General features: G+C 59.7%; 13 protein-coding genes. 5 read left to right on the forward strand and 8 right to left on the reverse strand.

What is annotated here, in order from left to right; translation table 11 throughout:
• Positions 1–2: 2 nt before the first annotated feature.
• The 8 genes from FIU90_RS11960 to rpsL all read right to left on the reverse strand — a co-directional run bounded on the left by FIU90_RS11960 (position 3) and on the right by rpsL (position 7146).
• Positions 3–311: a 50S ribosomal protein L23 gene (locus FIU90_RS11960; RefSeq protein WP_152434975.1), complete on the reverse strand. Its 309-nt coding sequence runs from the start codon at positions 309–311 to the stop codon at positions 3–5.
• Positions 304–927 carry a 50S ribosomal protein L4 gene (gene rplD / locus FIU90_RS11965; protein WP_152434976.1) on the reverse strand — a complete coding sequence of 208 codons (624 nt, stop codon included), beginning with the start codon at positions 925–927 and terminating at the stop codon, positions 304–306. Before rplD ends, FIU90_RS11960 begins: the two co-directional genes overlap by 8 nt.
• A gap of 3 nt (positions 928–930) precedes the next feature.
• Positions 931–1758: a 50S ribosomal protein L3 gene (gene rplC, locus FIU90_RS11970; RefSeq protein ID WP_152434977.1), complete on the reverse strand. Its 828-nt coding sequence runs from the start codon at positions 1756–1758 to the stop codon at positions 931–933.
• A 266-nt stretch (positions 1759–2024) separates the two neighbouring features.
• Positions 2025–2336: a 30S ribosomal protein S10 gene (gene rpsJ, locus FIU90_RS11975; protein ID WP_006831877.1), complete on the reverse strand. Its 312-nt coding sequence runs from the start codon at positions 2334–2336 to the stop codon at positions 2025–2027.
• 311 nt (positions 2337–2647) lie between these two features.
• Positions 2648–3823, reverse strand: a complete 1176-nt coding sequence (tuf, locus tag FIU90_RS11980; protein WP_152434978.1) for an elongation factor Tu — start codon at positions 3821–3823, stop codon at positions 2648–2650.
• A gap of 92 nt (positions 3824–3915) precedes the next feature.
• Entirely contained in the window at positions 3916–6048 is a 2133-nt protein-coding gene (gene fusA / locus FIU90_RS11985; RefSeq protein ID WP_152434979.1) for an elongation factor G, read from the reverse strand.
• A 120-nt stretch (positions 6049–6168) separates the two neighbouring features.
• Positions 6169–6639: a 30S ribosomal protein S7 gene (rpsG, locus tag FIU90_RS11990; protein WP_152434980.1), complete on the reverse strand. Its 471-nt coding sequence runs from the start codon at positions 6637–6639 to the stop codon at positions 6169–6171.
• Between the two features lie 135 nt (positions 6640–6774).
• A complete protein-coding gene (rpsL, locus tag FIU90_RS11995) occupies positions 6775–7146 on the reverse strand; it encodes a 30S ribosomal protein S12 (RefSeq protein ID WP_007164630.1) in 372 nt (123 codons plus the stop codon).
• 493 nt (positions 7147–7639) lie between these two features.
• On the opposite strand from rpsL, the gene FIU90_RS12000 reads away from it, so the two are divergent.
• The 5 genes from FIU90_RS12000 to FIU90_RS12020 all read left to right on the forward strand — a co-directional run bounded on the left by FIU90_RS12000 (position 7640) and on the right by FIU90_RS12020 (position 12238).
• Positions 7640–8764, forward strand: coding sequence for an ATP-binding protein (locus FIU90_RS12000; protein WP_370515206.1), 1125 nt, complete (start codon positions 7640–7642; stop codon positions 8762–8764).
• A 4-nt stretch (positions 8765–8768) separates the two neighbouring features.
• On the forward strand, positions 8769–9095 hold the full coding sequence (locus tag FIU90_RS15870; RefSeq protein WP_370515207.1) for an STAS-like domain-containing protein: 327 nt from the start codon (positions 8769–8771) through the stop codon (positions 9093–9095).
• A 52-nt stretch (positions 9096–9147) separates the two neighbouring features.
• Positions 9148–9687, forward strand: a complete 540-nt coding sequence (locus tag FIU90_RS12010) for a hypothetical protein (protein ID WP_152434983.1) — start codon at positions 9148–9150, stop codon at positions 9685–9687.
• A gap of 70 nt (positions 9688–9757) precedes the next feature.
• A complete protein-coding gene (locus FIU90_RS12015) occupies positions 9758–10330 on the forward strand; it encodes a hypothetical protein (protein ID WP_152434984.1) in 573 nt (190 codons plus the stop codon).
• 60 nt (positions 10331–10390) lie between these two features.
• Complete coding sequence (locus FIU90_RS12020) at positions 10391–12238, forward strand: asparagine synthetase B (RefSeq protein ID WP_152434985.1); 1848 nt, start codon at positions 10391–10393, stop codon at positions 12236–12238.
• The last annotated feature ends 216 nt before the right edge of the window (positions 12239–12454 follow it).

Here is a 12454-nt window from a genome sequence, read left to right on the forward strand (position 1 = left end):
CCTCAGATACCGCTGGTGATGTCGATCATCTCGCCTTCGGCGAGCGTCACGACAGCCTTTTTGAAATCCGAACGCTTATAGGGCTTGCCCCGCCAGCGCTTCGTCTTGCCCTTGGTGAGAATGGTGTTCACCTTGACGACCTTCTTGTCGTAGATCGCCTCGACCGCTTCCTTGATCTGCGGCTTGGTTGCATCATTCGCCACCTTGAAGACCACCGCATTATTCTCCGAAGCCATGGTCGACTTTTCGGTGATGTGCGGGGCCAGGATCACGTCGTAGTGACGGGCATCAACTTCCTGCTTTTTAGCCATTGAAGCGCGCCTCCAGCTTTTCGACCGCGTCCTTGGTGAGGACAAGCGTGTCGTGGTTGAGAATGTCGTAGACGTTGGCGCCTGCGGCGGGGAGGACGTTGACACCCACGAGGTTGCCAGCGGCCTTCTTGAACCCGTCATTCACGGCGTCGCCGTCGATGAAGAGCACCTTGCCATTGAGGCCAGCCTTGTCGAAATGACCCTTGAGCACCTTCGTCTTGGCATCCTTGAGCTCGAGGCTGTCGACGACAACGAGGCCGTCTTTCGCCTTGCTCGAGAGCGCCATCTTCAGGCCGAGTGCGCGAACCTTCTTGTTCAGCGACTGGTTGAAGTCACGCTTGCGCGCGCCGTGCGCCTTGCCGCCGCCAATAAAGATCGGAGCGCCGCGATCGCCGTGGCGAGCGCCGCCCGAACCCTTCTGGGCGCCGAACTTCTTACCGGTGCGGGCAACATCCGAACGCTCGCGCGTCGGGCGTGCGGTGCCGCGGCGGTTTTCGAGCTGCCATGTGACAACTCGGTGCAGGATGTCGGCACGCGGCTCAACACCGAACACGGCATCGTTGAGCTCGATGTCGCCCGACGCCTTCCCGTCGATTTTCTGGACCTTCACCTTCATGGCTTAGTCTTCCTTCTTCTCGTCGGCAGCGGGAGCTTCAGCTGCGGGCGCATTGTCCTCGGCAGCCGCTTCCTCACCCTGCGACGGGGTTTCGATGGTTTCTTCCACCTTCGGAGCCTCGGCTTCGTTAGCAGCTTCGTCCTGAGGCTTTGCGGCCTCTACGACTGCGCCCGGGAACGGGAGGTCTTCGGGAAGCGGGAGCTTGATCGCGTCGCGGACCAGCAGCCAGCCATTCTTCGAGCCCGGAACCGAGCCCTTGACGAAGATGAGGCCGCGGTCGGCGTCGGTGCGAACCACTTCGAGGTTCATCTGGGTGCGCTGGCGGTCACCCATGTGACCGGCCATCTTCTTGCCCTTGAACACGCGGCCCGGATCCTGACGGTTACCCGTCGAACCGTGCGAGCGGTGCGAGATCGAAACGCCGTGGGTGGCGCGCAGACCGCCGAAGCCCCAACGCTTCATGGCGCCGGCAAAGCCCTTACCCTGGGTGTGGCCGGTGATGTCGACCTTCTGGCCGGCGACGAAGTGATCGGCGCTGATCAGCGAGCCGACGGGCACGAGGCCTTCTTCGTTTTCGACGCGGAATTCGGCGACGCGCTTCTTCAGCCCGACACCGGCCTTGCCGAAATGTTCACGCTGCGGCTTCGCCACGTTCTTCTGTTTTGCTTCGCCTGCACCGAGCTGGACTGCGAAATAGCCGTCCTTGTCGGCGGTGCGGTGCGAGACAACCTGGCAGTCTTCCAGGGCCAGAACGGTAACTGGCACGTGCCGACCGTCCTCCTGGAAGAGGCGGGTCATCCCAACCTTCTTTGCGATCACGCCAGTGCGCATCGTCTAAACTCCTAACAGAGGCACAAAGGGACCATCCCCAGGTGCGTGTCAGCCCAAATTGTCATGCATCGCCCCGCCCGGGCTGAGTGCCGCCCTGCCCGCTTTGGCAGTTTGGCTAGACGGGGGACGCAGCCCGAGCATGCTCGGCGGTATCCCAATGTCTTGCCGATCAATCCCTATCCAAGGGCGAGATCGACGGGGCCGTTGGAGCCCCAAGATTTTCTGGTCGTTTAGGGTCCTCCAGATGGACCTGATCGAGCGCTCGCTTAAGCCAGCTTGATCTCGACGTTGACGCCCGCGGCAAGATCGAGCTTCATCAAAGCGTCGACGGTCTGGGCGTTGGGCTGCACGATGTCGAGCAGCCGCTTGTAAGTGCGCACCTCGAACTGCTCGCGCGACTTCTTGTCGATGTGCGGGCCTCGGTTCACGGTGAACTTCTCGATACGCGTCGGCATGGGAATGGGGCCACGGATGAGAGCTCCGGTACGACGTGCTGTATCTGCAATCTCACCAGTTGCCTGATCGAGAACGCGGTGGTCGAACGCCTTGAGGCGAATACGGATATTCTGTGCTTCCATTTCCAATTACCGATGCGAAAGAGCCAAAGAACGGTTTCCCGCTCCCAAAAACAAAAGGCCAGCCCCGCTTCAGATCCCGTCTGCGGGCGGCCCAATCCAATTTCGTTACAACGGAAACGAATCTCCGCCGAAGTTGGCGCGCGTATATCGAGCGAGTGGGATTCTGGCAACCCCGTTCACGCACGAATTTTCGCGAGCCGTGCCAGGCGCGCGCCGCTCTACAAAACGGAATGCGCCTCACATAAATTGGGGCCCGGCTCACTCATGTGAACCGGGCCCCGAATTTACCCGCCTCTGAAGAGGCGATCAGCTTACTTCGTGATCTTCGAAACCACGCCCGAGCCAACGGTACGGCCGCCTTCGCGAATTGCGAAACGCAGGCCTTCGTCCATGGCGATCGGTGCGATCAGCTTGACGCCGATGGTCACGTTGTCGCCCGGCATGACCATCTCGGTGCCTTCGGGAAGGATCACTTCGCCGGTCACGTCGGTGGTGCGGAAGTAGAACTGCGGGCGGTAGTTGGCGAAGAACGGCGTGTGACGGCCACCTTCGTCTTTCGACAGCACGTAGACTTCTGCGTTGAACTCGGTGTGCGGGGTAACCGAACCCGGCTTCGCGAGAACCTGACCACGCTCGACTTCCTCACGGCCAACGCCGCGAATGAGGGCACCGATGTTGTCGCCGGCTTCACCGCGGTCAAGCAGCTTGCGGAACATTTCGACGCCGGTGACGGTCGTCTTGGTGGTTTCCTTGATCCCAACGATTTCGACTTCGTCGCCTACGTTCACAACGCCGGTTTCGACGCGGCCGGTCACAACCGTACCGCGGCCCGAGATCGAGAACACGTCTTCGATCGGCATGAGGAAATCCTTATCGACCGGACGGTCGGGCTGCGGGATGTATTCATCGACGGCAGCCATGAGTTCCTTGATCGAGTTTTCGCCGATTTCCGGATCGCGACCTTCGAGTGCGGCCAGAGCCGAGCCCTTGATGATCGGAACGTCGTCACCCGGGAAGCCGTATTCGCTGAGCAGCTCACGGATTTCCAGCTCGACGAGCTCGAGGATTTCCTCGTCGTCGACCTGGTCGACTTTGTTCATGTAAACAACCAGAGCGGGAACGCCGACCTGACGGGCAAGGAGGATGTGCTCGCGGGTCTGCGGCATCGGGCCGTCAGCAGCGTTCACAACCAAGATAGCGCCGTCCATCTGCGCTGCGCCGGTGATCATGTTCTTCACGTAGTCAGCGTGGCCCGGGCAATCGACGTGTGCGTAGTGACGATTGTCGGTTTCGTACTCGACGTGTGCGGTCGAGATGGTGATGCCGCGCTCACGCTCTTCGGGAGCCTTGTCGATGTTTGCAAAATCGACAGCCGAACCGAGGACCTTGGTGATCGCTGCGGTCAGGGTGGTCTTGCCGTGGTCAACGTGACCGATGGTGCCGACGTTCACGTGCGGCTTATTACGCTCAAACTTTTCCTTCGCCATTTCTCAAATTACCTCTGAGTTGAAATTGAATCCTGTGGGGGCAAGGTCGGCACCCGTGGAATCAGGCGCCGCCCCTAGACCTTGTCGCCTGCTTACGCAAGCTTCTCCTTGACTTCCTGCGCGACATTTGCCGGCACTTCGTCGTAGTGGCTGAACTGCATCGTGTACTGGGCACGGCCCTGAGTGAACGAACGCAACTCATTGACGTAGCCAAACATGTTGGCCAGCGGCACGAATGCCTCGACCGCCTGCGCGTTGCCGCGGCTGTCGGTACCCTGGATCTGACCACGGCGGCTGTTGAGGTCACCGATGACGTCGCCGAGGTAATCCTCAGGCGTCACGACCTCGACCTTCATCACCGGCTCGAGCAGCTTGATGCCGGCCTTCTGGGCGGCTTCACGCATTGCACCGCGACCCGTGATCTCGAAAGCCACTGTCGACGAGTCGACATCGTGGTACTTGCCGTCGATCAGGCGGATCGTGAAGTCGATGATGGGGAAGCCGACGAGGTGGCCGCTTTCGGCCTGCTCGCGCATGCCCTTTTCGACAGACGGGATATATTCGCGCGGAATGTTGCCGCCCTTGATCTCGTCGATGAAGATGATGCCCTGACCGCGCTCACCCGGAGTGACGACGACCTTGGCCTCACCGAACTGGCCCGAACCACCCGACTGCTTCTTGTGGGTGTAGGTAACCTCGACTTCGCGGGCGAGTGCTTCGCGGTAGGCCACCTGCGGCGCACCGACATTCGCTTCGACCTTGAACTCGCGCTTCATGCGATCGACGAGGATGTCGAGGTGAAGCTCGCCCATGCCTTTGATGATCGTCTGACCGGATTCGTGATCGGTCGAAACGCGGAACGAGGGATCCTCGGCAGCCAGGCGGTTGAGCGCGACGCCCATCTTTTCCTGGTCGGCCTTGGTCTTGGGCTCCACCGACAGTTCGATAACCGGATCGGGGAATTCCATCCGCTCGAGGATAATCGGGTTCGACGGATCGCAGAGGGTATCGCCGGTCGTCGTTTCCTTCAGACCCGCAATCGCGACAATGTCGCCGGCAAATGCTTCTTCGATGTCCTCGCGGTTATTCGAGTGCATCAGCAGCATGCGGCCGATCTTTTCCTTCTTGTCCTTCACCGAGTTCAGGACCGAGCCTTTGGTGAGCTTGCCCGAATAGATGCGGGTGAAGGTCAGCGAGCCAACGAAGGGATCGTTCATAATCTTGAACGCCAGCGCCGAGAACGGCTCGTCATCCGAAGACGGTCGCGTTGCCTTTTCGTCGGTGTCGGGAATGACGCCTTCGATGGCCGGAACGTCGAGCGGTGACGGCATGTAGTCGACCACCGCGTCGAGAAGGGGCTGGACGCCCTTGTTCTTGAACGCGCTGCCGCAAAGCACCGGAACGAACGCACGCTCCATCGTGCCCTTGCGGATGAGACGCTTGAGCGTCGCCGCGTCGGGCTCGTTGCCTTCGAGGTATTCCATCATGACATCGTCATCTTGCTCGACGGCAGTCTCGATGAGCTTCTCGCGATATTCGGCAGCCTTGTCCTTGAGGTCGTCGGGAATTTCGACGAACTCGTACTTCGCCCCAAGGTCTTCGGCCTGCCAGACGATGCCGCGATTGTTCACGAGGTCCACGACACCCTTGAGGTCGCTTTCGGCGCCTATCGGGAGATAGAGCACCAGCGGCGTCGCACCGAGACGGTCGATGATTGACTGGACGCAGTAGTAGAAGTCCGCTCCGGTGCGATCCAGCTTGTTGATGAAGCACATCCGGGGGACTTTGTACTTGTCGGCCTGGCGCCATACGGTTTCGGACTGCGGCTCCACGCCGGCCACGCCATCGAACACCGCAACGGCGCCGTCGAGCACGCGCAGCGAGCGTTCGACTTCGATGGTGAAATCGACGTGGCCGGGGGTGTCGATGATGTTGATGCGGTGCTTGGGCGTGTTCGCGCGGAGCTCTTCGGGCGACGAGAACGGATCCATCGTGGGATCTTCCGCGTTCCAGAAGGTCGTGGTCGCAGCCGAGGTGATCGTGATGCCACGCTCCTGCTCCTGCTCCATCCAGTCCATCGTCGCGGCACCATCGTGCACTTCGCCGATCTTGTAGGACTTTCCGGTGTAGTAGAGGATACGCTCGGTCGTGGTGGTCTTGCCAGCATCGATGTGAGCCATGATGCCGATATTGCGATAGCGCTCCAGCGGATAATCGCGGGCCATAACAGTTTCCTTAAACGTCTTGCGGAGGCCGCCTGCGTAGCGGGTCGGCCCCCATATAGTGACGATTGTGACCGCGGAAAGACGGGGCTTCCCGCACGTCCACAATCAGTTGCTTGGGCCTTACCAGCGGTAGTGCGAGAAGGCGCGGTTCGCGTCCGCCATGCGGTGCGTATCCTCGCGCTTCTTCACGGCGTTCCCGCGATTGTTCGCGGCATCCATGAGCTCGCCCGAGAGACGCGCCGACATGGTGGTTTCCGGACGACCGCGCGCAGCCGAGATCAGCCAGCGGATCGCAAGCGCCTGGGCACGCTCGGGGCGGACCTCGACCGGCACCTGGTAGGTCGCACCGCCGACACGGCGGCTGCGAACCTCGACCTGCGGCTTCACATTGTTGAGCGCTTCGTGAAACAGCTGCACCGGATCGGTCTTGGCCTTGGCCTCGACCGTGTCGAGCGCGCCATAGACGATCTTCTCGGCAACGGCCTTCTTACCGTCCAGCATCAGGTTGTTCATGAACTTCGACAGGACCTGATCACCGAACTTGGGATCAGGCAGGATTTCCCGCTTCTCGGGACGACGACGACGTGACATATCTTTAAACTCCTTCGGAGTGGCCGCTCACCTCCGTGAGCGTCCTTGCTGTGCCGGCCCTCTCCCCCGCCCTTCCACCCGGAAATTATCCTCATGGGTGGAAGGGCGGGGAAGAGGCCCGTCACAGCGCCTCAATTACTTCGGACGCTTCGCGCCGTACTTTGAACGGGACTGCTTGCGGTCCTTCACACCCTGCGTATCGAGCACGCCGCGAAGGACGTGGTAGCGAACGCCGGGAAGGTCGCGCACACGGCCGCCGCGGATGAGCACGACGGAGTGCTCCTGCAGGTTGTGGCCTTCGCCCGGGATGTAGGAGATGACTTCGCGCTGGTTCGTCAGACGTACCTTGGCGACCTTGCGAAGGGCGGAGTTCGGCTTTTTCGGCGTCGTCGTATAGACGCGCGTGCAGACACCGCGCTTCTGCGGGTTCTGCTCCATCGCAGGGACCTTGGACTTGGCCTTCTGCGGAGTGCGGCCCTTGCGGACCAGCTGGTTGATCGTCGGCATAGACTTCTTTCTCTTCACCGTGTGGTCGGTGACGACTGGAAGCGTCTTGCGCGGAGTGATGCTTGTGAGCAACCGTTCGTGCTGAGCCTGTCGAAGTACGAACAGACGCAACGCGCGGCGCAATCACAAGCTGAAACACTCCACCCAAATCGCCACACTGGCCACCGGGTTACTTTGACGGATGCCCCACCAAGCGCGCCTCTGGATCAGAGGTTCGCCCCAATAGAAAAGGCCTTGCTTCTGTGAGCAAAGCCTGCGGGACAGGACCGGCAATGTTCAGCTCTATTGTCTGAAGGGGACTCAGCCGAGCCCCGCTCCGATGGCGCGCCACTTAGGGGAGTGTTGGATTTGGGTCAAGGGTGTGATGGCCGCTCACTGTTCATGTGGAAACGCGTCGAGCAGCCCTTTGATCTTGGCAACTTTAGGTCCAATCGCAGAAGATTCGATATTTCTAAGAAAAAAGCGCTTTCCTACAGCGTCTTGGTTGGTGTCTATGAAGTTCCGCAGTAAAGAATACATCCGCAGGTCAAATTTGCTTCGGAAGCAGCGCGAGCGGCATGAGGCGAGGCGGAAAGTTCGCCGAAAAGCAAAACGTCTGGGTCGGACGGAAAGGCACGCCTTCGCGCGGAGAGCAGACATTCCCTTCGATCCGAATAGCAGACGGGAACAGATCGTACTGCCATCGGAATTCTCATTCGCCGAAAACTACGAGCAGACCGCCGAAACGATTATGAAAGTGAGGGAGAAGGCAATTGAAGATCGTCGCCAAGTGATGCTTCATTTCGCTCACGTCGAAAACGTCGAACCCGCCGCTGCCCTCGCATTGGTTTCGGAAGTCCATCGCGCTCGCGGGCAGCGCGGCCCCGGTTTCGTGACGGGTACTTATCCGCGCTCGCGTTCGGTTTACGATGCACTGAGGGAAATGGGATTCTACGCGGTGCTGAATGTCCTCGATTTCGACGACGAGCCAGAACCAAAAGCAGAACCTGGGAAGCCGATCTTTCTACGCTTCATAAGTGAGTTCAGGGTCTTCCCGCAACTCGCTGACCAATTTGTCTCGATTGTCGAAAAGGCGCTCATTCCAATGGATAAGCTGGCGCGACAACGGCTCGTCGTAGCGATAAAAGAGGCCATGCAAAACACTCTTGACCATGCTCACCCCGGTTCTCAGGGCCAAACATCGAGCCAACATCGATGGTGGATGAGCAGTTGGGTCAATTTGGAGAGGAAAGAGGTTTCGATCGTTTTCTTCGATCAAGGAGTAGGGATACCGAAGACACTCGAGCCGAACACTTACGAAAAGATCGTTGCGGCGATAGCGAACGTATCGAATTTCAAGTTTAGCAGCAAACCTAGCGATGGTGAGCTTATCGCTGCAGCAACTGAGATTTTTCGCTCGGGCACAGGAACCCCCGGCAGAGGTCAAGGTTTCCAGAATATGAAGAGTTTCGTCGATGTTTGCGACGATGGTGAACTTCGCATACTTTCAAATCGCGGTCGTTATCACTATATGGGCAACGATAAAGAAACTTGCTCTGATTCCAGCCAACCCCTTGGAGGCACTGTCATCGAGTGGAGATTCCGGCACGAAGGCGTGGTGGAGATGACCGATGAGTGAAAAAATGTTTTCGATAGCAGAAGATTTCAGCCGGTTTCCCGGCCCCCGATTTCATTGGCAAGGTCCCAACAGTGGGGAGACCTTCCGCGGACGTTTGGTCAAACTTCTGAAAGGGACCGACGGCCGAATCAAAATAATTCTGGACGGAACGACCGGGATAGGATCCTCGTTCTTAGACGAAGCTTTTGGCGGCCTCATTAGAAAAGAAGGCTTTGCGCGCGACGTAGTCCGGCGGAGGTTCCAATTTGTCAGTAAGACTGACCCCTCTTACATCGTTACCATCCGAAACTCCATTGAACGAGCTAGCGCAGAGTCCACCGACGCAGCCTGAAGACTCGATCATAGAGATAACAATCGCGAGCCCGACACGGGAGCGCGATTTCTTGGATTTCGTTCCCAGCCTCAGCAGCGCATTGGTAGCTGTCGCGGTGGCCTTCATGGTTCACCGCCTGACGCGCAAACGCGAGAAAGACAAGTCTGTCTTCGAGCTACATCGGTCGTTGGTGGATAACGTTAAAGAGGTGCGGGAGGCCGCAACAAAAGGTTGGACCGCGAAATCAAAGGCGCGACGCGAAGCAGCCATCCAAGAGACGCGGTGGCAGCTCCAAAGAACTGGCGTTCTAGCGAACTTGATTTGGCGCCAATCACGAAACAGCAGCTTCGTTCTTTGGGAACATAGCATCTTCCTCGATATGAATATGGCTGCACTGCGTGATGCAATCACTCTGGACGATTTTGCCGATACAACTCGAAACGAGAGACCATCAGAGATCAAGAACGTAGAACGAGCCGTAGGCACATTCTTAGATTCGCTTGATGTTGAATTGCTCGGCTGGGTGGACAGATCCAACAGAAGAATAAAACCTCCGTTGAGAGGCTGGCTAGATGGCCTGGTGGACAAACTTCCGTGGAGATCGGAATAATTTTCCTACTCTCCTGAAATCTGCATACTCCCGTTGAGCCATGACCAAGCTCACCAATAAGCGCCATTCCTTGTCTGAAGCATCAGCCGAGGACCGTCCCACCCAGAGCGATCCCTCGGCTCCACGCGATCAGGATCAGTCCAAGAGCCCCCTCGCCTGCCACCGGCAGATTGCCCGCCAGGCCACCTCCGCCGTTGCCTACTCCGCCGAGCCGCCCTCACTCGACGATCCGCTGCTCGATTTCGAGCCGGTTCCACACAAGCAGCCGCGTCGCAACTCCATCACGCCCGATCTCCAGCGCGAATTCATCGCGCATCTCGCCGCCACCGGGATCGTCAAAGCCGCGGCCAAGCATATCGGCAAGAGCATGGAGGCCATCTACAAGCTGCGCCAGCGCCCGGGTGCCGAGGGTTTCAACGCGGCGTGGGAGGAGGCTCTCCAGTGGGGCGTCCTGCGGCTGGAGGATTGCGCGATCGAGCGCGCCATCCACGAAGGCCTCTCCAACAAGCGCGCCAATTCGCTGCTCGCCTTCATCCTCGCCTATCGCAGCCACCACCGCGTCGACGAGAGGCACATCGTGCCCGGCCACCCGATCTACGAACAGATCCGCGACGAGGTGCTCGAAGAAGAGATGTTGGTTTAGGGGGAAAGAACCTCCCGCACCGCTTCCCGCGCCCTCCCCTTCGCGGCTAGACATGCAGGCATGAGCGGGATCGCGGTCATCGTCGACTTCACCGGAAAGCCGGTCAGCGAGGGCGAGGTCGCGCGCGTCACCGGGGCGATGCCCTCTCGCGGGCCGGACGGGGTGCGGCACTGGCGCGAAGGTTCGGTCGCGCTCGGCCACTGCGCGATGCATACGACGCCGGGCGCCGCCGATGCGCCGCAACCCCTGGCGAGCGCCGATGGCCGGCTGGTGCTGGCGATGGACGGCTATATCGCGAATTACGAGGAGCTGCGGCGCGACCTTCTCGAGCGCGGGGCGGTGCTGCGCAGCTCGTCCGATGCCGAGCTGGTGCTGGCCGCCTACGAGACATGGGGAGAGGCGGCGCCTGAGCGGATGGGCGGCGAATATGCCTTTGCGCTGTGGGATGCGCGCGAGGGCAGGCTTTACGCCGCGCGCGACCACCAGGGGCTGCGGCCGCTGTTCTATCACTGGTCGGGCGAGGAGACGGGCGGGCGGCTGGTCATGGCCTCCGACATTGCAGGCGTGCTGGCGGCGCTCGAAGGCGAGCCGGAATTCGACGAGGAATTCCTCGCGCAGATGGCCGCGCATGAATGGTTCACCCGTGACGGCACCTTGTGGCGCGGCATGAAGCGCGTTCCGCCCGCGCACTGGATGACGTTTTCGAAGGGACGCGTTCGCGAGGAGCAGCACTGGCACCTGCCGCCCCCGCTCAGCATCCGCTACCGGCGCGACGAAGACTATATCGAACATCATCGCGAGATACTCGACAAAGCCGTGCGGCAGTCTTCGCGCGCAATCGGTCCGATCGGGTTCGAGGTTAGTGGCGGGCTTGATTCTTCGGCGCTGTTCGCGGTTGCGGACCGGCTTGGCCTCGATGACATTCATGGCTACGCGCTCGCCGGCCCCAAAGGCACGAAGGCTGACGAGACCGAATACATCCGTGCGCTCGCAGAGCATCTAGGTCGCGAAATCAACTTGAACCCTTTGTTCATGCCGGGGCTCGAATGGTTCCTCAGTCGCGCGCGCGCCGACAGGGACATGGCCTATTTCCCGAACGGGGCGATGATGTTCGGCCTCTATAGCGCGATGGCACGCGACGGAGCGCGCGTCGCGATCAACGGACTTGGCGGAGACGAATGGCTCGGTGGCAACCCGCCCCATTATCTGGAAAGCTTGCAAGCGCTGGATTGGCGCCAATTCGGTCGGTCTCTGGCGGCAGACGTGAAAAAGTTCGGTTTGATCAGAGCCACTCGGTTTGCCGTTCGATCCAGCGTTAGACCGCTGGTTGGGCGATTGCTGTTGAGTGGGCAGCGGAGAAGACGCCGCCGGGTCAGTTCCAAGCTTGAGCAGCTTCCGTGGATGACCGGAGAAGCGCGTCGCCTATTAAACGAAGGCCTTCTCCGGCGCGAGGAGGCGATTGCAAACTCATCCGGTAATGAGAAAGCGGCTACGCTGCTGAATTACCCGATAAACTCGATATTGCTGGATCATAGCTCCCGCCTCCGATCCCTGGCCGGAATCGAAGGGCGCAGCCCATTGCTTTCGCGTGAGATTATTGCCTTTTCTGCCGCAACGACCGACGCGATCCGTTTGCGAGCCGGGTTCCGCAAGTACGCGCACCGCATAGCAATGAGCGGCGACCTCCCCCCGGCAATCCTCGAGAGGAAGACAAAAGCGGAGTTCGGGATCACCTTCGACAAAGCCTTCGGGGGATTGAGCGAGCACTTGCGCACAAATCCGCCAATTGCTCTTCCCGATGCATTCAAGCCCACTTTTGAAACCGCGATCTCCGCAGAGAAGAATGAGCGGTTTGTTGACGGACGCACGAAGTGGCTGGTATGGTCATTAATTAATATGACGGTTTAGACTGTATTGAGGATCGAGGAGTTCGTTTTGGACATCAAGGCTGAGAAGCAGATGGTGAACTGCGCGCGCCATCAATACGTAGCCCCAAGGCTCACCTTCTACGGTTCGGTGCGGAACCTGACCGGGGGAAGTTGCGCCTTTCTCGCTGACTCCTTTGTCGGCGCTCCGGGTGATGGTGGCGTTTTCATCAATTGCCCTTGAGCATCTCTGGCTAAG

Source organism: Erythrobacter sp. THAF29 (assembly GCF_009363635.1).
Lineage (GTDB): Bacteria > Pseudomonadota > Alphaproteobacteria > Sphingomonadales > Sphingomonadaceae > Erythrobacter.